Source organism: Paracoccus kondratievae (genome assembly GCF_009301415.1).
GTDB lineage: Bacteria > Pseudomonadota > Alphaproteobacteria > Rhodobacterales > Rhodobacteraceae > Paracoccus > Paracoccus kondratievae.
Genome location: NZ_CP045072.1, coordinates 1,044,705 through 1,065,145, shown reverse-complemented (window position 1 = coordinate 1,065,145; position 20,441 = coordinate 1,044,705). Strand labels below are relative to the sequence as shown.

19 protein-coding genes are annotated in these 20,441 nt (G+C 62.6%); 8 read left to right on the top strand and 11 right to left on the bottom strand.

What is annotated here, in order from left to right; all coding sequences use genetic code 11:
* The first annotated feature begins 142 nt into the window (after positions 1-142).
* The gene (pepN, locus tag F8A10_RS05395; RefSeq protein WP_152366860.1) at positions 143-2,692 is read left to right on the top strand and encodes an aminopeptidase N; all 2,550 of its coding nucleotides are present in this window, start codon (positions 143-145) and stop codon (positions 2,690-2,692) included.
* 53 nt (positions 2,693-2,745) lie between these two features.
* Positions 2,746-3,651 (top strand): 1-acyl-sn-glycerol-3-phosphate acyltransferase, encoded by a 906-nt coding sequence (locus tag F8A10_RS05390; protein ID WP_152367340.1) that lies wholly within the window; start codon positions 2,746-2,748, stop codon positions 3,649-3,651.
* A gap of 56 nt (positions 3,652-3,707) precedes the next feature.
* On the opposite strand, the gene proB is transcribed toward F8A10_RS05390, so the two are convergent.
* Positions 3,708-4,811, bottom strand: a complete 1,104-nt coding sequence (gene proB / locus F8A10_RS05385) for a glutamate 5-kinase (protein ID WP_193668191.1) — start codon at positions 4,809-4,811, stop codon at positions 3,708-3,710.
* Complete coding sequence (obgE, locus tag F8A10_RS05380; protein ID WP_152366858.1) at positions 4,808-5,839, bottom strand: GTPase ObgE; 1,032 nt, start codon at positions 5,837-5,839, stop codon at positions 4,808-4,810. The genes proB and obgE overlap by 4 nt, the downstream gene beginning before the upstream one ends.
* A 127-nt stretch (positions 5,840-5,966) precedes the next feature.
* Between obgE and F8A10_RS05375 the strand changes: the two genes are divergently transcribed.
* The 4 genes from F8A10_RS05375 (at position 5,967) to eno (ending at position 9,927) form a co-directional block, all read left to right on the top strand.
* Positions 5,967-6,305 carry a DMT family transporter gene (locus F8A10_RS05375; protein ID WP_010394827.1) on the top strand — a complete coding sequence of 113 codons (339 nt, stop codon included), beginning with the start codon at positions 5,967-5,969 and terminating at the stop codon, positions 6,303-6,305.
* A 63-nt stretch (positions 6,306-6,368) separates the two neighbouring features.
* Positions 6,369-7,784 (top strand): protein adenylyltransferase SelO, encoded by a 1,416-nt coding sequence (locus F8A10_RS05370; protein WP_152366857.1) that lies wholly within the window; start codon positions 6,369-6,371, stop codon positions 7,782-7,784.
* Between the two features lie 17 nt (positions 7,785-7,801).
* Positions 7,802-8,584, top strand: coding sequence for an endonuclease/exonuclease/phosphatase family protein (locus F8A10_RS05365; protein ID WP_029371755.1), 783 nt, complete (start codon positions 7,802-7,804; stop codon positions 8,582-8,584).
* Between the two features lie 65 nt (positions 8,585-8,649).
* Positions 8,650-9,927, top strand: a complete 1,278-nt coding sequence (eno, locus tag F8A10_RS05360) for a phosphopyruvate hydratase (RefSeq protein ID WP_010394821.1) — start codon at positions 8,650-8,652, stop codon at positions 9,925-9,927.
* Positions 9,928-9,978: 51 nt separating this feature from the next.
* On the opposite strand, the gene F8A10_RS05355 is transcribed toward eno, so the two are convergent.
* Genes F8A10_RS05355 through cysS form a run of 3 tightly spaced genes read right to left on the bottom strand, consistent with a single transcriptional unit; the run spans position 9,979 to position 13,795 of the window.
* Positions 9,979-10,758: a squalene/phytoene synthase family protein gene (locus F8A10_RS05355; RefSeq protein WP_152366856.1), complete on the bottom strand. Its 780-nt coding sequence runs from the start codon at positions 10,756-10,758 to the stop codon at positions 9,979-9,981.
* A complete protein-coding gene (cimA, locus tag F8A10_RS05350) occupies positions 10,755-12,377 on the bottom strand; it encodes a citramalate synthase (protein ID WP_152366855.1) in 1,623 nt (540 codons plus the stop codon). Before cimA ends, F8A10_RS05355 begins: the two co-directional genes overlap by 4 nt.
* Before the next feature lie 29 nt (positions 12,378-12,406).
* Complete coding sequence (cysS, locus tag F8A10_RS05345) at positions 12,407-13,795, bottom strand: cysteine--tRNA ligase (protein WP_152366854.1); 1,389 nt, start codon at positions 13,793-13,795, stop codon at positions 12,407-12,409.
* A 155-nt stretch (positions 13,796-13,950) separates the two neighbouring features.
* Between cysS and F8A10_RS05340 the strand changes: the two genes are divergently transcribed.
* Positions 13,951-14,292, top strand: coding sequence for an MmcQ/YjbR family DNA-binding protein (locus tag F8A10_RS05340; RefSeq protein ID WP_010394813.1), 342 nt, complete (start codon positions 13,951-13,953; stop codon positions 14,290-14,292).
* A gap of 88 nt (positions 14,293-14,380) precedes the next feature.
* On the opposite strand, the gene F8A10_RS05335 is transcribed toward F8A10_RS05340, so the two are convergent.
* The 6 genes from F8A10_RS05335 to rmuC all read right to left on the bottom strand — a co-directional run bounded on the left by F8A10_RS05335 (position 14,381) and on the right by rmuC (position 19,717).
* The gene (locus F8A10_RS05335; protein WP_010394812.1) at positions 14,381-14,800 is read right to left on the bottom strand and encodes a pore-forming ESAT-6 family protein; all 420 of its coding nucleotides are present in this window, start codon (positions 14,798-14,800) and stop codon (positions 14,381-14,383) included.
* Positions 14,801-14,896: 96 nt separating this feature from the next.
* Positions 14,897-15,994, bottom strand: a complete 1,098-nt coding sequence (locus F8A10_RS05330) for an ABC transporter ATP-binding protein (RefSeq protein WP_029371751.1) — start codon at positions 15,992-15,994, stop codon at positions 14,897-14,899.
* A gap of 53 nt (positions 15,995-16,047) precedes the next feature.
* Positions 16,048-16,854 carry an ABC transporter permease gene (locus F8A10_RS05325; RefSeq protein WP_010394807.1) on the bottom strand — a complete coding sequence of 269 codons (807 nt, stop codon included), beginning with the start codon at positions 16,852-16,854 and terminating at the stop codon, positions 16,048-16,050.
* The gene (locus F8A10_RS05320) at positions 16,851-17,720 is read right to left on the bottom strand and encodes an ABC transporter permease (RefSeq protein ID WP_010394805.1); all 870 of its coding nucleotides are present in this window, start codon (positions 17,718-17,720) and stop codon (positions 16,851-16,853) included. The genes F8A10_RS05325 and F8A10_RS05320 overlap by 4 nt, the downstream gene beginning before the upstream one ends.
* Before the next feature lie 114 nt (positions 17,721-17,834).
* Positions 17,835-18,260 carry a secondary thiamine-phosphate synthase enzyme YjbQ gene (locus F8A10_RS05315; RefSeq protein WP_085501933.1) on the bottom strand — a complete coding sequence of 142 codons (426 nt, stop codon included), beginning with the start codon at positions 18,258-18,260 and terminating at the stop codon, positions 17,835-17,837.
* Positions 18,257-19,717, bottom strand: coding sequence for a DNA recombination protein RmuC (gene rmuC / locus F8A10_RS05310; protein WP_010394801.1), 1,461 nt, complete (start codon positions 19,715-19,717; stop codon positions 18,257-18,259). Before rmuC ends, F8A10_RS05315 begins: the two co-directional genes overlap by 4 nt.
* A gap of 148 nt (positions 19,718-19,865) precedes the next feature.
* Here rmuC and F8A10_RS05305 point away from each other — a divergent pair, with 148 nt between their 5' ends.
* Positions 19,866-20,414: an NADPH-dependent FMN reductase gene (locus tag F8A10_RS05305; protein WP_085501934.1), complete on the top strand. Its 549-nt coding sequence runs from the start codon at positions 19,866-19,868 to the stop codon at positions 20,412-20,414.
* Positions 20,415-20,441: the final 27 nt, after the last annotated feature.

Genomic DNA, 20,441 nt, shown 5'->3' with positions numbered 1-20,441 from the left:
TCGCTCTTCTGGTTTTTCATCTGGCTGGGCGATAGGGCGCGCGGCCCCGGCTTGCGACCCGGCTGTCCTGCGACTAACACTTGTGTTCCGCGCAAGTTCCCTGCCTTGCCAATTTTTTTCACCTGCCCATCAAGGTGTTCTCATGACCGTCACGCAATATCTTGCCGACTGGCGCCCCTATCCCTTCGAGATTGCCGAGACCCGGCTGGAGTTCGATCTGGCCCCAAAGGGTACCCGTGTCCGATCCCAGATCGACTTTCGCCGCAAGGGTCCGGGTGATCTGGTGCTGGACGGCGCGGGGCTGAGGACGCAATCGCTGGCGATTGACGGCAAGCCGCTGGACCTGTCCCTGATCAGCAAGGATGACGAGCGTCTGGTTGTCCCGGCCTCTGCCCTGCCCGACAGCTTTACCTTTGCAGCCGAGGTCGAGGTTGACCCCGAGATGAACACCGCTCTTGAAGGGCTTTATCTTTCCGGGGGCATGTTCTGCACGCAATGCGAGGCCGAAGGTTTCCGCCACATCACCTGGTATCCCGACCGACCCGATGTGATGGCGCCCTTTCGCGTCACCATCCGCTCGGACAAGCCGGTGCTGCTGTCGAATGGCAACCCGGTCTCGCGCGGGCAAGGCGAGGCGGTCTGGTACGACCCGTGGCCTAAGCCTGCCTATCTGTTTGCGCTGGTCGCGGGTGATCTGGTCGCCATTCCCGACAGTTTCACCACCATGTCGGGTCGTAAGGTCGAACTGAATGTCTGGGTGCGGCCGGGCGATCAGGACCGTGCGGGCTATGCCATGGAATCGCTTATCCGGTCGATGAAATGGGACGAAGAGACTTACGGTCGCGAATATGATCTGGACGTGTTCAACCTTGTCGCAGTCGATGACTTCAACATGGGCGCGATGGAGAACAAGGGGCTGAACATCTTTAACTCCAAGCTCGTCCTTGCCAGTGCGGAAACCGCGACTGATGGCGATTACGAGCGTATCGAGGGCGTGATCGGCCATGAATATTTCCACAACTGGACCGGCAATCGCATCACCTGCCGCGACTGGTTCCAGCTGTGCCTGAAAGAGGGTCTGACGGTCTTTCGCGATCAGCAGTTCACCAGCGATATGCGCTCGGCGGCGGTCAAACGCATTCATGACGTGCAGACCCTGCGGGCACGCCAGTTCCGCGAGGATGCGGGGCCGCTGGCCCATCCGCCGCGCCCGGACAATTATCAGGAAATCAACAACTTCTACACCGCCACCGTCTATGAAAAGGGCGCCGAGGTCATCGGTATGCTCAAGCGGCTGGTGGGCGAGGACGGCTATCGCAAGGCGCTGGACCTTTATTTCATCCGCCACGACGGTCAGGCCTGCACGATCGAGGACTGGATCAAGGTCTTTGAAGATGCGACCGGCCGCGACCTTACCCAGTTCAAACGCTGGTATACCGACGCAGGCACGCCGCGCCTGACCCTGTCCGAGGACTGGCAGGACGGCCGCCTGACCCTGCATTTCCGGCAAGAAACCGCGCCGACCCCCGGCCAGCCACAAAAGCCGCCACGTGTCATACCCATCGCGCTTGGCCTTATCGGCCCGAATGGCGATGAGGTGCTGCCGACCACGGTGCTGGAAATGACCGAGGCCAGTCAGAGCTTTACCTTCGACGGGCTCGGGGCGCGGCCGGTGGTCTCGCTTTTGCGCGGTTTTTCCGCCCCGGTGACTGTGGCCCGAGAGATCACCGCAGATGAGCAGGCGCTCTTGCTTGCCCATGACACCGACCCTTATGCGCGCTGGCAGGCGGGACATGATCTGGCGCTGGACGCCCTGATCTTTCGCGCCACTTCCGGGACCGGCGGGGCCGAGTTCGGACAGGCAATCGGCGGCCTTCTGACCGATGCTGCGGCCGACCCCGCCTTTGCCGCCCTGTGCCTGTCGCTGCCGGGCGAGGAAGAGATCGCGACCACCATCGCCGCCCGCGGCGGGGTACCCGATCCCGACGCAATCCGCACCGCACGCGAGGCTCTGGCCCAAGACATCGCCACCGCCCATGAGGCAGAGCTGGCGCGGCTTTATGATGCGATGGAGACCCCGGGCCCCTATCGCCCCGATGCCGAGGGCGCGGGGCGGCGCAGCCTGCGACTGGCCTGCCTCGGCCTTTTGACGCGCATTGACGGCGCGGCGCGGGCGCAAGTACTATTCAACAGTGCCTCAAACATGACCGAGCGGCAGGGCGCGCTGGAGTGCCTGATCGCTGCGGGCAAAGATACCGAGGCTCTGGCCGCCTTTGCACAAGAGTTTGGTTCCAACCGGCTGGTCATGGACAAATGGTTCATGGTCCAGCCCCTGCGTGCCACCCCCGATCAGGCGGTTGCGCGGGCGCGCGATCTGGCAGAACGGGCAGATTTCGACTGGAAAAACCCCAACCGCTTCCGCGCGCTGATCAGCGGATTTTGCGCGAACCATGCGGCTTTCCACGCCGCCGATGGTTCGGGCTATGCCTTCACCGTAGACTGGCTGATGCGGCTTGATCCGGTGAACCCCCAGACGACTGCGCGCATGTGCTCGGCCTTCGAGACCTGGACGCGCTATGACGCTGACCGTCAGGCCCATGCCAAGGCGGCGCTTGGCCGTCTTGCCGCCATGAAAGGGCTGTCGCGCAATACATCCGAGATGGTTACGCGCATCCTTGCCGGTGGCGCCTGAGCATGCGCAAACCACTCTTGCGGGGATCCCGGAGGCACGGCAATACTGCCTTTATGGATGCCCGCGAGGACATGAAACTGCGTCTTGATCCGCTGATAGCCGAGCGGGCGCCATGGCTTTTTTCGGGTCGCCGGCACCATGCGCTGGCCCGGCAGGTACTGATGTGGCTGCTGCGCTATCCGCGCACGCTGGATCTGGCGGCCGAATACCGCGACCTGCCCACCGACGAGATCATGCGCCGCCTCGCCAGCCTGATCCTGCGCGATCTGCGGGTCGAGGGGCTTGAGCATATCCCGGCCACGGGACCGGCGCTGATCGTCTCGAACCACCCCACGGGGATTGCTGACGGCATCGTGCTGAATGCGGTGATTTCGGCGGTCAGGGACGATCTGTTCGTCTACGCCAACCACGACATCCTGCGCATCCTGCCGCAATTTGACAGCCTGATCGCACCAGTCGAATGGCGGGTCGAAAAACGCTCACATGCCAAGACCCGCATGACCATGGATTACACCCGCACCGCGCTTGAGCGGGGACGGATCGGGCTGATTTTTCCCTCGGGGAGGCTGGCCAAGCGTCAGGGCCTCAGCCTGCATGAGCGCCCGTGGATGGCCAGCGCAGCTATGATCGCGCGCAAGTTCGACGCCCCTATCATCCCGCTGAAGATACGGGCGCGGAACTCGGCTCTCTTTTATCTGCTGGACGCGATCCATCCGACCCTGCGCGACGTGACGCTGTTCAACGAGGTGCTGAACAAGGCAAGCCAGCCCTTCCGCGTCACGATCGGTGAATCTATCCCCGCCTCGGCCCTGCCCACCCGCAGCGAGGACGGGATAGCCATGCTGCGCGAGGCGGTGCTGAGCCTGCCGCAGCCGGGGCCGAATGCAGTCCGCATGTCCCATATCCGCGGCCTTTCACAGCGCCGCCGCGCCGTGGCCCGTCCCCGGGCAATCGAATAAGGAAAAACGCCAGCCCGAGCGGACTGGCGTTTCACATCTTTTGTCAAAGCCAGGGATTAGATCACCATATCGTCGCGATGGATCAGCGCCGCACGGCCAGGATAGCCAAGGATGCCTTCAATCTCGTCACTGCGGTGCCCGGCGATGGCGCGCGCCTCGGTCGAGGCATAGCGCACCAGCCCGACTGCCAGCCGCGCCCCGCGACCGTCCAGAACGACCACCGGATCGCCGCGCCCAAAGCGCCCCGAGACAGCAGTCACCCCGGCAGGCAGCAGCGATTTTCCCTGCCCCAGCGCCCGCGCCGCGCCGTCATCAACGGTGATCTCGCCTTTGGGCTTCATCGCCGCAATCCAGCGTTTGCGGGCGGCCTGTGGGTCGGTATCGGGCAGGAACCATGTCGTCCGGGCCCCGTTCGCCACCGCCGACAGCGGCTTGAGCACAGAGCCTTCGGCAATCGCCATGGCACAACCCCCGGCAACGGCGGTGCGCGCCGCCATCAGCTTGGTCTTCATGCCGCCTTTGCTGACGCCGGAAATCGGGTCTCCGGCCGTTGCCTCGATCTCGGGTGTGATCTGGCTGATCACCGGCAGGTGGCGCGCATCCGGGTCAGTCTTGGGATTGGCGGTATAAAGCCCGTCCACATCCGAAAGCAGCAACAGCTGATCAGCACCGCAGGTGACTGCGATCTGCGCCGCCAGCCGGTCGTTATCGCCAAAGCGGATTTCGTCGGTGGCAACCGTGTCGTTCTCGTTCACGATTGGCACCACGCCCAGCCCCAGCAGCGTCTGCATCGTGGCCCGGCTGTTAAGATATCGCCGCCGGTCGGTCGTGTCGTCCAGCGTCACCAGCAGCTGCGCGGTTTTGACCCCATGCGGCGCCAACGCCTCTTCATAGGCGCGGGCCAGTTTGATCTGACCGACCGCAGCGGCGGCCTGCGACTGTTCGACCCGCAGCGGCCCGGCAGGCAGGCCAAGCACCTGCCGTCCCAGTGCGATTGCGCCAGAGGAAACCAGCACCACATCGGTCCCCCGCGCCCGCGCCTCGGCCACGTCATCGCAAAGCGCGCGCAGCCAAGACTGACGCAGACCATCTGCGTCCACCAGAAGCGCCGAGCCTATCTTGATCACCAGCCGCTGCGCGCGGACAAGTTGCGGCGTCATGGCTGCCACGGCTTGTCTTCCTCATCCTCGGCGGGTTTGCGCGACGGCGCGATCCCGGACCAAAGCGCCCGCAAGACATCGGTCACGCCTTCGCGTGAAACGCCGGACATCAGCATCACCGGCCCGCCGATCTCAGCTTCCAGTGCCGCCTTGCGCTCGGCGAGGCTGTCGGGATCCAGCGCATCAATCTTGTTCAGCGCCGTCACCCGGGGCTTTTCAGCCAGCGCAGGAGAATAGGCGGCAAGCTCGGTCAGGATGATGCGAGCATCCTGCGCGACATCCTCGGCCGTGCCATCGACAAGATGCAAAAGCACGCGCGAACGTTCGACATGACCAAGGAACTGGTCACCAAGCCCCCTGCCCTCGGATGCACCTTCGATCAGGCCCGGGATATCGGCCATGACGAATTCATGCCCGTCAACGCCGACCACACCAAGGTTTGGGTGCAGCGTCGTAAACGGATAATCCGCGATCTTGGGCCGCGCGTTCGACACAGCGGCAAGAAAAGTCGATTTCCCCGCATTGGGCAGTCCCAGCAGCCCGGCATCGGCAATAAGCTTAAGCCGCAGCCACAGCGTCCGCTCGATCCCCGGCTGGCCGGGATTGGCGTGGCGAGGCGCGCGGTTGGTCGAGCTTTTGAAATGCAGGTTGCCAAAGCCGCCATTGCCACCCTTGGCAAGCAGCACACGCTGGCCGGGCGCGGTCAGGTCGGCGATCACCGTCTCCTGATCCTCTTCCAGGATCTCGGTCCCGACCGGCACGCGCAGCACAATATCATCGCCCGAGGCCCCTGTGCGCTGCGCACCCATGCCATGACCGCCCGACTTGGCAAAGAAATGCTGCTGAAAGCGAAAGTCGATCAGGGTGTTCAGCCCCTCGACCGCCTCGGCCCAGACATCGCCACCATTGCCGCCGTCGCCACCATCTGGCCCGCCGTATTCGATGAATTTCTCACGGCGAAAGGAAACGCAGCCCGCGCCTCCGCCGCCCGAGCGGACATAGACCTTGGCGAGATCGAGGAATTTCACGGGCGTCATCCTTGCGGAAAATATCAGGCAGAGGGTGGGATACGCGCTTGACGCAACTGGTTCAAGGGCAGCGTGACTTTTGCTTCGCGCCAAGGCTAGATGGGCGCGACCAATGATTGGAGTCCCCATGCCGATCCTGACCTATGCCACGCTTATCGCCGCCATTGCACTTGAGGTCGTGGGCACCACCTGCCTGCAACACAGCCAGCAGTTCACCCGCCCCCTGCCGACGATATTGATGGGGATCTGCTATGCGGGCTCATTCTATTTTCTGTCGCTGGTCCTGCGCGCCATGCCACTGGGCATCGCCTATGCGATCTGGAGCGGGCTCGGCATCGTCCTTGTCTCAATGATTGGTCTGGTCATCTTTGGGCAGAAACTGGATCTGCCGGCGGTGATCGGGCTGTCCATGATCGTTGCCGGTGTCGTCATCGTGAACCTGTTCTCGGCCAGCGTGACACATTGAATCTGTTCCGCCCTTAACTTTTTGGCAATCGGATATAGATAATGTGGGGCAAGGAGGGCCGCGATGATCCACTTTGACAACAGCTATGCCCGACTGCCCGAGGGATTCTTTACCCGCACCCGGCCAACCCCGGTGCGCGATCCCAGGCTGATCGCGCTGAACCGGCCCCTCGCAGAGCGTCTTGGGCTTGACGCCGAGTGGCTGGCAAGCCCCGCAGGCATCGCCATACTTGCCGGAAACGACCTGCCCAAAGGGGCCGAGCCGATTGCCCAGGCCTATGCCGGCCATCAGTTCGGCGGTTTCGTGCCCCAGCTTGGTGACGGGCGCGCAGTCCTTCTGGGCGAGGTTGTGGCCCCCGATGGCGCGCGCTTTGACATCCAGCTCAAGGGGGCGGGGCCGACGCCCTTTTCGCGGCGCGGTGACGGGCGGGCGTGGCTAGGCCCTGTCCTGCGGGAATATCTGGTCAGCGAATTCATGGCCGCCGTCGGTATCCCGACAACGCGGGCGCTTGCCGCCGTCACAACGGGTGAGACAGTAATCCGCGAAACCCTGCTACCCGGCGCAGTGCTGACCCGCATCGCCTCTAGCCACATCCGCGTCGGCACATTTGAATTCTACGCTGCACGCGGGGATCGTGAGCGGTTGGAGCTGCTGACCAAACATGTCATCGCCCGCCATTATCCGCAGGCCGCAAACGCCGGCGACTTGCTTGAGCTTGTGGTTCGACGGCAGGCGGCCACCATCGCCGGCTGGATGGCGCTTGGCTTTATCCATGGGGTGATGAACACCGACAATATGTCGGTTTCAGGCGAGACGATCGATTATGGTCCCTGTGCCTTTATGGATGGCTATCATCCGAACAAGGTCTTTAGCTCGATCGACGCCTATGGACGCTATGCCTGGAGCGAGCAGCCAAAGATTGCGGTCTGGAACCTTGCCCAACTGGCCAGTTGCCTTGTGCCATTGATGGGCAACGATGATGCTTCCATCGCCGAGGCGACACGCATCGTCCACAGTTTTCCGGAAATATATCAGGCCGAATGGCTTGCGCGCTTTGCGGCCAAGCTTGGCATTTCTACCCCGCGAACCGGGGATCGGGTGCTGATCGAGGGGCTTTTGACCCTGATGGCCGCTGATGAGGCCGACTTCACCCGGGTCTTTGCAGGCCTGTCGGATGGCAGCGCACGGGCGGAGTTTGCAGACCCAACGTCTTTTGACGCATGGGCCAAGGATTGGCACGCGCGCATACGTAATCTGGCCGACGCCCCCCAGATCATGGGCCGGGCCAACCCGCGCCGCATTCCGCGCAACCACCGCATCGAAGAGGTGATTGCCTCCGCACGCGAAGGCGATTACGCGCCCTTCCACGCGCTTGAGGCAGCACTTTGCGCGCCATATGAGGATCGGCCGGACTGGGGTGATTACGCCCAGGCCCCGCGCCCCGAAGAGATCGTTCACCGCACCTTCTGCGGCACCTGACCAGCAGCGAAAGGCCCATGCCCAGAAGTTCTGACCACATAAGACTCGCCAGCTATAACCTGCACAAATGCCGCGGCATGACCGGCCCGCATGCCCCCGAACGTAATCTGCGCGTTATCGAAGAGCTGCAGGCCGACGTCATCGCCCTGCAAGAGGTGGATTTCCGTTTTGGCGCCCGCCCCGAGGCCCTGCCCCGGGCATTGATCGAAAAAACGACGGGGATGGTGCCGGCCCCTTTTATCGGCACGGGTGAGAATTCACTGGGCTGGCACGGACAGACCATCCTGTTGCGCCCCGAGTTGCGCGACAAGGCCGAGATCCGCCGCCTGCCCCTGCCCGGGATCGAGCCACGAGGCGCGCTGGTGCTGCGCCTGCCGGGGCTGACGGTGGTCGCGGTTCATCTGGGGCTGATCCGCTCATCCCGGCGGGCGCAGCTGTCGCGCATCATCGCTCAGGCCCGTCGCATCGGCCATGACCGCATGGTTCTGACCGGAGATTTTAACGAATGGCACGATTCGCGCGGGCTTGAGGCGCTTGAGGCGCTGCGCATCGTCACCCCGGGTCCCAGCTGGCCTGCACCCTTTCCGCGTCTGCGCTATGATCGTTTTGCCGTCTCGCGCAGTATCGAGGTGCTTGACTGCGGCGTTCTTGACAATGAGACCGCGCGGCAGGCCTCGGACCACCTGCCGGTCTGGGCCGATCTGGCCATCAATGTCCACGAAGAGGTGCCGCGCGGCTATCATCCGGCCCGGATCACCTCTCGCATTCCGGGCGAGGATGGTGTCGCAGGCGCAGAATGATGCTTTCCCGCCCGATCCCTGTGGGCTAAACAACGCCCAAACTCGTCAGGAAGAGGGACGCAGACATGACGGCCATCATCGACATTTTCGCGCGCGAGATTCTGGACAGCCGGGGTAACCCGACAGTCGAGGTCGATGTCACGCTGGAAGACGGCACCATGGGCCGGGCAGCGGTGCCCTCGGGCGCCTCGACCGGTGCTCATGAAGCGGTTGAAAAACGCGACGGCGACAAGTCCCGCTATATGGGCAAAGGCGTGCTCGAAGCCGTGGCCGCCGTCAATGGCGAGATCGCCGAGAACCTGACCGGCGAGGATGCAACCGAACAGGTTGCCATCGACCGCATGATGATTGAACTCGACGGCACCCCGAACAAGGGGCGGCTTGGCGCGAATGCGATCCTTGGTGTATCGCTGGCGGTGGCCAAGGCCGCGGCCGAGGCAAGCGCCCAGCCGCTTTACCGCTATGTCGGCGGCACCAATGCCCGCATCCTGCCCGTCCCGATGATGAATATCATTAATGGCGGCGAACATGCCGACAACCCGATCGACATTCAGGAATTCATGATCATGCCGGTCGCGGCAGAGAACATCCGCGACGCTGTCCGCATGGGCTCGGAAGTTTTCCACACGCTGAAAAAGGAACTGTCGGCTGCCGGCCTCGCCACCGGCGTCGGCGATGAAGGTGGGTTCGCCCCGAACCTCAGCAGCACCCGTGATGCGCTGGATTTCATCCTGAAAGCCATCGAAAAGGCCGGCTACAAGCCCGGCGATGACATCATGCTTGCGCTGGACTGTGCCTCGACCGAATATTTCAAAGGCGGCAAGTACGAGATGACCGGTGAGGGTAAGTCCCTGACCCCGGCCGAAAACGTCGCCTACCTGGAAGCTCTGTGCAACGATTACCCGATCCTGTCGATCGAGGACGGCTGCGCCGAGGACGACTGGGAAGGCTGGAAGCTTCTGACCGATACGCTGGGCAAGCGCGTGCAGCTGGTCGGCGACGACCTGTTCGTGACCAACCCGGCCCGTCTGGCCGAAGGCATTGCCAAGGGCTGCGGCAACTCACTTCTGGTCAAGGTGAACCAGATCGGCACCCTGACCGAGACTCTGGACGCGGTGCGCATGGCCGACCGCGCGCGCTATACTTCGGTGATGTCGCACCGCTCGGGCGAGACCGAGGATGCAACCATCGCCGATCTTGCCGTGGCGACGAATTGCGGCCAGATCAAGACCGGCTCGCTGGCCCGTTCGGACCGGCTGGCGAAATATAACCAACTGATCCGTATTGAGGAAATGCTGGGTGCTGCGGCAGAATACGCTGGCAAGTCCATCCTGCGCAGCTAAGACTGTGACCCACCGTGGAATGCAAAGGGGCGGCTGTCACGGCCGCCCTTTTCATATCCACCAGCGATGGGTCAGAGAAAACGCGCCAAGCGTAAACCGGCGACGGAACTCAGACGGCACGGCACTGGCCAAAGCCTCAATCCCCTTCGGCGCCGCGTCAAGAACTGCACGCAGACCAGCGCCGGGGAACAGGACCGGGGCAAGGATGCGCGGCAACTGGCGGCGTTGCGCCTTGGCCTCGACCAGTTTCTTCCGGGCCCTGGCAGCAATCTGCGCCAGCACCTGCGGCGACGGGTCCCAAAGCCCAAGTCCCAACCCCTGCAGAGCAGGCAGCGCAGCAAGCCAATGGGCAAGGCCCACGCCCTCGGCCTGCGCGGCGATGATACGCCCCTCTGCCGTCGCGGCAGGATCAGCGATGGTGCCATTCAGGGCCTCGGCAGCAAACAAGGCCAATGCCACCGTCGTATCACGAACATAAGCAGCGACTGCCTCGGGACCCTCAAGCGGCTCGCGCGCAGCATCACGGCGACGTGCCCCGGCGAGAGCGGCAAAAGCAGCGGCGCGCGGCCCCCAAGCCTCGGCCAAAGGGGTAAGCAGCTCATGCGATTGCGGCTTGCCCGCACCGATATCCTCAAGCCGCTCGATCCACCATTGCAGGCGCATTTCGGCGATCAGCGGTTCATTCGGGGCGAGCGGCGCCCGCGCAAGCTCAAGGTTCAGCGCATAAAGCGTCATCAGCCCAGGCCGCGCTTTGGCTGGGGCCATCAGGCAAATGCCAAAGCGGTCGGGGTCGTGATCGCGCAGCGCGGCGGCACAGTCCTGCAAGCTCATGCCGGCGCGACCCCGTCACGGATCAGTTTCCAGCGGATGGCATCAACCAGCGCCTCAAAGCTGGCATCGACGATATTCGGCGAGACACCGACAGTCGACCAGCGGTTGCCATGGGCATCGGCACTGTCGATGATGACACGCGTTGTCGCCTCGACCCCCTCTCCGGTGATACGGACGCGGAAATCGACCAGATGCATGTCGTCGATGGCCGACTGATAGGGGCCAAGATCCTTGGCCAGCGCGCGCCATAGCGCGTTCACCGGGCCGCGGTCATGCCCCTCGGCATCGACGCTTTCACTGACCGAAAGCATGCGCGCACCGCCGATCTGGACAACAACCACCGCCTCGGACACCGATATGCGCTTGCCAAGGGCGTTGCGCCGCCGCTCGACCGTGACGCGGTAACGCTCAACGGTAAAGTAATGCTGCATCCGCCCCAGTTCCGACAGGGCCAGCAGCTCAAAACTCGCCTGCGCGCCGTCATAGGCATAGCCGGCGTCTTCACGCATCTTGACCATATCCAGGATGCGGGCCAGGGCCGGATCGTCACGGCCAACCTCGATACCGGCATCAGCAAGACGGGCGCGCAGGTTCGATTGCCCAGCCTGGTTCGACATGGGGATGATCCGCTCGTTCCCGACGGTCGCGGGATCGACATGCTCATAAGTCGCGGGGTTTTTCAGGATGGCGCTGGCATGCAGCCCGGCCTTATGGGCAAATGCCGAGGTGCCGACATAGGGCGCGGGCCGCGCAGGCGGGCGGTTCAGGATTTCGTCCAGACGACGTGAAAGACGGGTCAGCCCGGCCAGCCCCTCGACCGAGACACCCGTTTCCAGCACCGAACGATAGGGTTCTTTCAGCAGAAGCGTCGGAATGATGCTGGTCAGGCTTGCATTGCCACAACGCTCGCCCAGACCGTTCAGCGTTCCCTGCACCTGCCGCGCACCGGCGTCGATGGCGGCCAGCGTGCAGGCAACGGCATTTCCGGTATCATCGTGGCAATGGATGCCCAGCCGTTCACCGGGAATCCCGGCGGCGATAACGGCGCGCGTCACCTGCCCGACCCGGTCAGGCAAAGTGCCGCCATTCGTGTCGCAAAGCACGATCCAGCGCGCCCCGGCCTCAAGCGCCGCCTGCAGGCAGGCCAGGGTATAGTCCGGGTCATCCGCGTAGCCATCAAAGAAATGTTCGGCGTCAAACAGCGCCTCGCGGCCAGCCGCCACAACATGCGCAACCGAGGCGCGGATATTGTCGAGGTTATCTTCAAGCGAGATTCCCAGCGCCTCGCGGACGTGAAAGGGGTGGGTCTTGCCGACAAGACAGACCGCCCGCGTGCCCGCATTCATCACCGCCGCCAGCACATCATCATTCTCGGCCGAGCGTCCGGCACGCTTGGTCATGCCAAAGGCGGTCATGATCGCGCGGGTCGCAGGAGCCTGGGCAAAAAAGTCGCTGTCAGTCGGATTGGCGCCCGGCCAGCCGCCCTCGATGTAGTCGACACCCAGCCGGTCCAGCATCTGCGCGATCTCGGCCTTTTCTGCCGCCGAGAATTGCACGCCCTGGGTCTGCTGCCCGTCGCGAAGCGTGGTGTCATAGATGTAAAGGCGCTGGCGCGTCATCGGGGCAACCCCTTTGGCTGGCTGATCGGTCATTGCGGCAGTTTTGCTGCGTCAAAATCCGGGCCGGGCAAAAGCTCGACCCCCAAGGGACCCATGCGGACCTCGACCCCCGCAGCAATCAGGCTTTGCTTGAGCGCATCGACCGCCGAGAAGTCCTTGCTGGCCTTGGCCTCGGCCCGCAGCGCGGTCATACGCTCGGCAAGGTCCGAAAGGTCAGGACCAGAGGTAATCCAATCGCCCAGTTCATCGGTCAAAAGACCCAGCATCTGCGCCCCTGCCAGCAAGCCCGGGCCGTCGCCCCGACCTGCAAGCTCGTGCAAGGCCGCAATTGCCCCCGCGGTATTAAGGTCATCAGCAAGCGCAGCGATGACAGCGGGGGCCGGGCTGGGCGCGGGGTCGATCCCCGCGACAAGCCCGCGCCAGCGACGCAGAACTGCCTCGGCCTCGCGGGCCTTTTCGGCAGTCCAGTCCATCGGTTTGCGATAATGGGTCGACAGCAGGACAAAGCGGATCACCTCACCCGGGATGCTCTGATCCAGCAGATCGCGGACGGTAAAGAAATTACCCAAGCTCTTGGACATTTTCCTGCCTTCGACCTGCAACATCTCATTATGCAGCCAGACACGGGCAAAATCGCCATGCGGATGGGCGCAGCAGCTTTGCGCGATCTCATTCTCATGATGGGGGAATTGCAGGTCGATCCCACCGGCATGGATGTCAAAGCTTTCCCCCAAAAGCTCATAGGACATGGCCGAGCATTCGATATGCCAGCCCGGCCGCCCACGTCCCCAGGGGCTGTCCCAGCCCGGCAGATCATCGTCCGACGGCTTCCACAGGACGAAATCCATCGGATCTTCTTTAAAGGGTGCGACCTCGACCCGTGCCCCGGCGATCATATCATCAACCGAGCGCCCCGAGAGCTGGCCGTAATCAGCAAAGCTGCGCACCCGGAACAGCACGTGCCCGTCCCGCGCATAAGCATGACCGCCCTTGATCAGCGTCTCGATCATCAGGACCATCTCGCCGATGTAATCCGTCGCGCGCGGTTCATGATCCGGGCGCAGTGCGCCAAGCGCGTCCATATCGGCGTGATACCAGCCGATTGTCTCATGCGTGCGCTCGCGGATCAGCTCTTCCAAAGTACCGGGCGCGCCAGCCTCTTTGCGAGCCAGAGCGGTCGCGTTGATCTTGTCATCAACATCGGTGAAGTTGCGCACATAGGTCACGTGATCCGTGCCATAAGCGTGGCGCAAAAGCCGCACCAGAACGTCGATCACCACCACCGGCCGGGCATTACCCAGATGCGCGCGGTCATAGACTGTCGGGCCGCACAGATACAGGCGCACATTCTGCGCATCTATAGGCCGAAAAAGCTCTTTTCGGCGTGTTCTGGTGTTCGTCAGCCTGATTTCGACCATGACTTCCCCTTTGCGGGCGTCGTCAGGTCACCATGAACCGCCCGCCTGAAATTTCAGCCGGTAATGGTGCAACGGATAGTGGCGGTTCCTGCCTTCATGCGCCCGCCTTAAACCATTGCCTTGCCTCTGCCAAGAGAGGCTGCAAAACTCATTTCATGAGCCGAGATCTGGTCAATGAAATCTGTGCCGCACAGCCCGGGGCCGAATGGTCCGACCCTTGGGGTGGCGGCCATGACTGCTGGAAGGTGGCGGGCAAGATCTTTGCCCTGACCGGTGCGGTCGGCACCCATGTTTCGGTCAAGACCGACAGTATCGAGGTTGCCGAATTCCTGATCGAGACCGGGGTCGCTGACCGGGCGCCCTATATGCACCGCAGCTGGGTGGCGATGCCGCTTGATTCGGCCCCAGATGAGCTGGCGCATCGCATCCGCCACTCGTACCGGTTGGTGCGGGGTGCACTGACCAAAAAGGTACAGGCAAGCCTGCCCCCGTTGTAATCCCCGGAAATGAAAATGGCCGGCCCGAAGGGACCGGCCAGAGGCGGAGGGCGAGCGACTGCCCCCCTTTCCTGTCATTCCAGCAAGATCAGGCCGGAACCTGCGACGCGAGTTGCTGCAGCAGGCCGTCCATTTGCTTGCAGAGCGCCTCTTCGGTGGTGTTCTGTTCCTTGGCGGCGTCCGACAGCGAACGCTCGACACCCATGGCCGACACGGTGCCTTCTTTGCCTTTGGCTTCGGCGGCGTCGCCCTTGGCGGTGTCACCGGCCGGGATCATCGCCAGCAGTTTGGTCTGAACCTCGACAGCCTTGCCGTCGATATAGCCTTTTTCCTGGCAATAGCTCAGCACACCCAGCTGGTTGCGCGCGCTTTCATAAGCAGCACCGGCGTCCTGGCCCGGGATGGCGGCAGGTGCCTCCGGGGCGGCCGGGGCAGCTTCTTGCGCCAGCGCGATGCCAGCGGACAGGCCCAGGGCCAGAGCGGACACGGTTGCGAAACGTGCGATCATCTTGATCTCCGTTGGTTGTGTTGTGCCCAAGTTGTGGCACGCGCCGAAACCGGCCGCAAATCGCGTCGGCGGATTGCCGCTTTCAGAAAAAGAGATTCAGCGGAAAAGCACCAGAGACCCGGGGGACCAGCTCACATTCGCGCGGGTCCCGACATCCTGGACCTCGCGGCCAAAAACGTTTCGCATGGCGATTCGGACCGGGCGGGCCTTGCCGTCAAAGCTGCCAGATCCATCCAGACGGACGTCGTAATAGGTCATGTCCCCGTAATAGACGACCTCGTCGATCACCCCTTCGGCAACGCGATTTGCCCCCTGAGCCCCAGGGGCGATCAGAGACACCGCCTCGGGCCGGAACCCGACCGAAGGGCCCTCATCCCCCGGATCGGCACGGCTGACATTCGCCATGGGAATATCGACCCGCCCCAGTCCCGGGGCCTCGATCTGCACTGCATCGGCGGTTTCACCCAGCACCCGCGCCGGCAGAAAGTTCATCACCCCGATGAAATTCGCGACCCGGCGGCTGGTCGGACGGGCGTAAAGCGCCTCGGGCCCGTCAAGCTGGGCGATCTGGCCCTCGAACATGACGGCGATACGGTCAGACATGACCAGCGCCTCTTCCTGGTCATGGGTGACAAGGACAAAGGTGATGCCGACCTGACGCTGCAGCTTGATCAACTCGACCTGCATCTGCTCGCGCATCTTGCGATCCAGCGCCGAAAGCGGCTCGTCAAGCAGCAGCACCTTGGGCTTAAGGATCAGCGCCCGTGCCAGCGCCACCCGCTGACGCTGCCCGCCAGAAAGCGCGTGGCTCGCGCGCGCACCATATCCTTTCAGGCCGACCATCTCTAGCGCCTCTTCGACCGCAGCGGCCTTCTCAGTGCGCGAGCGGGGATCACGGCGCAGCCCGAAACCCACATTCTCGGCGACAGTCAGATGGGGAAAGATCGCATAGGACTGAAAGACCATGTTTGTCGGGCGGCGGTTTGCGGGCACGCCCTCCATGTCCTGCCCATCAATCAGCACCGCGCCTGAGGAAATATCCTCAAAACCCGCAATTGTGCGCAAAAGCGTGGTCTTGCCACAGCCCGAGGGGCCAAGCAGCGAAAAGAATTCGCCTGCACGAATGGTCAGGTCGATCCCCCGCAGCGCATGATAATCGCCATAATGTTTCTGCACCCCCCGGCATTCGATCATCGGCTTCGCGCCGGCTACAGAGGCGCGATGGGCGGTGGAGCTTTTCGGGGTGGTCACAGGAAGCCTCCGGTATCCTTGGCGCCGGTCCGGGCAATACCACGGCGGCGGAAATATTCGGCGATGGTCAGCAACACGACCGACAAAAGCACCAGGACCGTGCCCAGGGCCATGATCGCCGGAATCTGCTTGGGGAATCGCAGCTGGCTGAAGATATAGGTCGGCAGCGTCGGTTCATTCCCGGCGAGGAAAAAGGCGATGATGAATTCATCAAGGCTGATCGTAAAGCTCATCAGCAGCGATGAGATGATGCCCGGCATGACCAGCGGCAGGATCACCAGTCGAAAGGCGCTCCAGCGCGTCTCGCCAAGATCATAGGCCGCTTCTTCCAGCGAACGGTCAAGCGAGTTGAAGGCCGTCGACAAGATCACCGTCGCATAGGGCATGCAGATCAGCGTATGGCCGATAATGACCGTCAGCACGCTGAGCTTGACCCCAAGCGACAAGAGCACAACCAGAAGCGAGATCGAAACGATGATCTCGGGCAGGACCAGCGGCAGCATGATCAGGCCCATGATCGGCCCCTTGCCCGGGAACTCGAACCGGGTCGAGGCCCGCGCGGCAAAAATGCCAAGGCAGGTCGCAAGGACCGACGAGCTGACCGCGATGGTCAGCGAGTTGAACAGTGCGCGACGCAACGAGGCATTGCCCCACATCTGTGCGAACCATTCGGTCGTAATCCCGCGCAGCGGAAAAGCAATTACCGTACCCGAGTTAAAGGCAAAGATCGGCAACAGCAGGATCGGCGCATAAAGAAACAGCAGATAGATCAGCGCATAGGCGCGCAGGCCCCGGCCCTTCATTGCCGCACCTTCAGGAAACGCCAGTTCAGTGCAAGAAAGATCAGGCTGATCAGCGCGACAATCAGCATGGCCGTGACCGCCAGCGCCGAGCCAAGCGGCCGGTTGTCGAGATCAAGCATCTGCGCCTGGATCATATTGGCGATCATCGGGATCTTGCCCCCGCCGATCAGTGCCGGGGTGACGTAATCGCCGATGGTCGGGATAAAGACGATCAGCGACGCTGCCACCACCCCGGGCATCGCCAGCGGCAGGGTCACCCGCCAAAAGGTCATGGCCCGGCTTTCGCCAAGATCGCGCCCGGCCTCCAGCAACGAGCGGTCGATCTTTTCCAGCGCGATAAAGATCGGCAGGATCGCAAACGGGGCATAGGCATGCGCCAGCGTGATCACCATCGAATTGACGTTATAAAGGATAAAGGTCAGCGGCTGCTCAATGATCCCCAGCGTCTTGAGCCCCGAATTGATGACACCGTTATAACCAAGGATCACCTTCCACAGGAAAACCCGGATCAGGTAGCTGGTCCAGAACGGGATCGTGATCAGAAACAGCCACATCGACTTGCGTTGCGGCGCGACCACAAAGGACAGGAAATAGGCGACCGGAAAGGCAAGCACCACGGTGACCAGCGTCACCAGCGCCGCCACCACCAGCGAACGCAGCATGATGCGGTGAAAGATCGGGTCTGCCCAGACGGTGCTGTAATTTTCCAGCGTAAATTCACGGATTACCGTCAGATAGCCATCCTTGAAAAAGGAATAGGCCAGAATGGTCAGCAGCGGCGCGGCCAGAACCAACACCGCATAGGCAAACGGAGGCGTAATCAGGGTAAGGCCCTGAGCCGTCTGAGATCGGTTTCCTGAGGCCATGCCCTGCCCTGTGAATCCCTGTCGTCCAGATTACAGGTTTCCATATCCGGACCGTCAGGAAAAGGGTTTTCCCATCGCCCGGGCACCTGTCTGGCCCTGTTTGAAATAACGCTCTTACCCTGCCTGAAAATGCGCCGCCACTTCACGCAGGTGCGGGCGGGCGCGATGTTCGACAAGATAAATCCCCTGCCAGATGCCAAGCTCCATCCGGCCGTGTGCGACCGGGACCTGCAAGCTGACCGGCAGGATCGCGGCCTTAAGATGGGCTGGCATATCATCCGGTCCCTCGGCACGATGCGTCAGATAATCCATTGAGGGATGATCGGCCGAAGGCGCGATACGCTCAAGCCAAGCCAGCAGATCGCGCTGAACATCGGGGTCGGCGTTCTCTTGAATAAGCAGTGAACATGAGGTGTGGCGTACGAACAGCGTCACGACCCCGTCCCCTGCCCCAAGCGCGCGCAGCCAGGCTGCGACCTCGGCAGTGAACTCATAGCAGGCCGGCCCGTGGGTGCGGATGGCAAAGCGGGTCGCGCTCATTCCGCCGCCTCGCCGGGTGCCTCGATCAGTGGCGCCGGGCCGTCATGGTCCAGCCCGATGCGTTTTTGGGTGCGCGCGCCCAATTCGCGCAGCATCTCGGCCTGACGGATGACGTTGCCGGGACCGCGCGTCAGCCGGTCCATGGCGGTGGCGTGGCTTTTCTGCGCCCGCTCCAGCGCCGCGCCGACCTCTTCGATCGAGGAAACGAACCCGTGCAGCTTGTCGTAAAGCTGACCGGCACGGGCGGCGATCTGCATGGCATTCGTTTCACGCCGCTCGACCGTCCAGATGTGATCAACGGTACGCAGGGTCAGCATCAGCGTCGTCGGCGTGGCCAGACCAACGCGGTTTTCCATCGCGTAACGCGCAAGATCCGGATCGACGCGCAACGCCTCAGAGAAAGCACCTTCGACCGGAATGAACATCAGCACATAATCAACCGAGCCCTGATCCAGCGCCTGATACCCCTTGGCCGCAAGGCTTGCGACATGGGTGCGGACGGCCGCGACATGGCGGCGCAAGGCAGCCTCGCGCGTCGGCATATCCTCAGTGTTCACCGCCTCTTCATAGGCATTGAGCGACACTTTGCTGTCGATCACCAACAGCTTTTTCTGCGGCATTTTTACGATTACGTCCGGCCGCCACAGCTTGCCATCGGCATCGCGGTGGCTGACCTGCGTTTCGTAATGAGTGCCGGCGATCAGACCTGAGTCCTCAAGGATCCGTTCAAGGATCATCTCACCCCAGGCACCACGCTTCTGGCTGTCACCCTTAAGCGCGCGGGTCAGCGCCACCGCCTCGCGCGAGATCTCTTCGGAACGTTTGTGCAGGTATTCGATCTGTTCGCGCAGGCGGGCGCGTTCCTCGTCGGTGGCCTTGTTGCGGGCCTGAAGCTCGGTCTGGAACCGGTGCACCTGCTCGCGGAATGGGGTCAGCAGCGCCGACAGCTGTTCGCCATGCGTTTTTTGCATCTCACTTCCCTGAGATTTCAGGGTCTCGGTCGCAAGCAGGCGAAACTGGCCGGTCATCTCTTCGCGCAACTCTCGCAGGGTGGCGATGTCACGTTCGGCCGCCTCACGGTCCTTTTGCGCAGCAAGCCGGGTTTCGGCCAATTCACGCTCCAGCCGCGCAATCGTCTGCCGTTCGCCATGCAGAGCGTCGATCAACTCATCCCGCTCTTCCATCAGCTCTTGCAGGCGCTGGCTCTGGACCTCGGTCTGCGCCTCAAACCGGCTGACAGCCTGAAGTTGCGTTCGCAATTCGCCCGATTCGGCCTCAATGCGTGCAAGCAATTCCGCCTCGCGCCGGGCAGCTTGCGCCGCCGCCTCATCCGCCGAACGTCTGGCCCGCCAAAGCGAAAAAAGCGCAAAGGCCAAAATGACCAGCACCCCGATCAGGAGCAGTCGCAAATTGCCTGCATCCGCCAGCCATGTCTGGATTTTTTCCGCCTCGCCCATCGGATGCCGTGCCTTTCCGGTGCGCGGTCATGCGCCGCTTGTCGGCGACTGTTCACCTTTTTCCCCAAGAATGCAAGTGTGGGACCCTCTTTCCACAGGGCGAATACGCTCCTAGCTTAGCCTGGAAAGGCACAAGAGGAGGTCGGGAATGGTCAAGTCCGTTGCCGTTATGGTTGGCTCGCTCCGCAAAGAGTCGCTCAACCACAAGCTGATGAAAGTCCTTGAGAAACTGGCCGAAGGCCGACTGCAATTCCATTTGCTGCATATCGGAGACCTGCCCCATTACAACGAGGATCTGTGGGCCGATCCGCCCCAGTCCGTGCTGCGCCTTAAGGACCGGGCCGAGCATTCGGACGCCGTGCTGGCGCTGACGCCGGAATACAACCGCACCTATCCGGGCGTCATCAAGAACGCGCTGGATTGGGGCACCCGGCCATACGGGCAGAATTCGTGGAAGGACAAACCGGCGGCGGTGACCGGCACCTCACCCGGCGTGATCGGCGCAGCCATGGCGCAGGCACGGCTGAAAAGCGATATGGTTCATGTAGGCATGGTGATGATGAGCACCCCCGAGGCCTATATCCAATGGCATCCCGAAGCCTATGCCGCCGACGGCACCATCACCGACGAAAAGACAGACAAGTTCCTGCGCGGCTTTGTCGATTCCTTCGTGAACTGGATCGAAAAGCACGGCTGACCCGGACCAGAAACGCCAAAGGCCGCG

Excerpts from the sequence above, each read along its gene's own strand:
- F8A10_RS05390 (WP_152367340.1), top strand. The coding sequence starts at position 2,746 with ATGGATGCCCGCGAGGACATGAAACTGCGTCTTGATCCGCTGATAGCC.
- F8A10_RS05330 (WP_029371751.1), bottom strand. The coding sequence starts at position 15,994 with ATGATCGAATGCCGGGGGGTGCAGAAACATTATGGCGATTATCATGCG.
- pepN (WP_152366860.1), top strand. The coding sequence starts at position 143 with ATGACCGTCACGCAATATCTTGCCGACTGGCGCCCCTATCCCTTCGAG.
- F8A10_RS05305 (WP_085501934.1), top strand. The coding sequence starts at position 19,866 with ATGGTCAAGTCCGTTGCCGTTATGGTTGGCTCGCTCCGCAAAGAGTCG.
- F8A10_RS05340 (WP_010394813.1), top strand. The coding sequence starts at position 13,951 with ATGAGCCGAGATCTGGTCAATGAAATCTGTGCCGCACAGCCCGGGGCC.
- F8A10_RS05355 (WP_152366856.1), bottom strand. The coding sequence starts at position 10,758 with ATGAGCTTGCAGGACTGTGCCGCCGCGCTGCGCGATCACGACCCCGAC.
- eno (WP_010394821.1), top strand. The coding sequence starts at position 8,650 with ATGACGGCCATCATCGACATTTTCGCGCGCGAGATTCTGGACAGCCGG.
- F8A10_RS05370 (WP_152366857.1), top strand. The coding sequence starts at position 6,369 with ATGATCCACTTTGACAACAGCTATGCCCGACTGCCCGAGGGATTCTTT.
- F8A10_RS05335 (WP_010394812.1), bottom strand. The coding sequence starts at position 14,800 with ATGATCGCACGTTTCGCAACCGTGTCCGCTCTGGCCCTGGGCCTGTCC.
- F8A10_RS05365 (WP_029371755.1), top strand. The coding sequence starts at position 7,802 with ATGCCCAGAAGTTCTGACCACATAAGACTCGCCAGCTATAACCTGCAC.
- F8A10_RS05320 (WP_010394805.1), bottom strand. The coding sequence starts at position 17,720 with ATGGCCTCAGGAAACCGATCTCAGACGGCTCAGGGCCTTACCCTGATT.
- F8A10_RS05315 (WP_085501933.1), bottom strand. The coding sequence starts at position 18,260 with ATGAGCGCGACCCGCTTTGCCATCCGCACCCACGGGCCGGCCTGCTAT.
- F8A10_RS05325 (WP_010394807.1), bottom strand. The coding sequence starts at position 16,854 with ATGAAGGGCCGGGGCCTGCGCGCCTATGCGCTGATCTATCTGCTGTTT.
- F8A10_RS05375 (WP_010394827.1), top strand. The coding sequence starts at position 5,967 with ATGCCGATCCTGACCTATGCCACGCTTATCGCCGCCATTGCACTTGAG.
- cimA (WP_152366855.1), bottom strand. The coding sequence starts at position 12,377 with ATGACGCGCCAGCGCCTTTACATCTATGACACCACGCTTCGCGACGGG.
- proB (WP_193668191.1), bottom strand. The coding sequence starts at position 4,811 with ATGACGCCGCAACTTGTCCGCGCGCAGCGGCTGGTGATCAAGATAGGC.
- cysS (WP_152366854.1), bottom strand. The coding sequence starts at position 13,795 with ATGGTCGAAATCAGGCTGACGAACACCAGAACACGCCGAAAAGAGCTT.
- rmuC (WP_010394801.1), bottom strand. The coding sequence starts at position 19,717 with ATGGGCGAGGCGGAAAAAATCCAGACATGGCTGGCGGATGCAGGCAAT.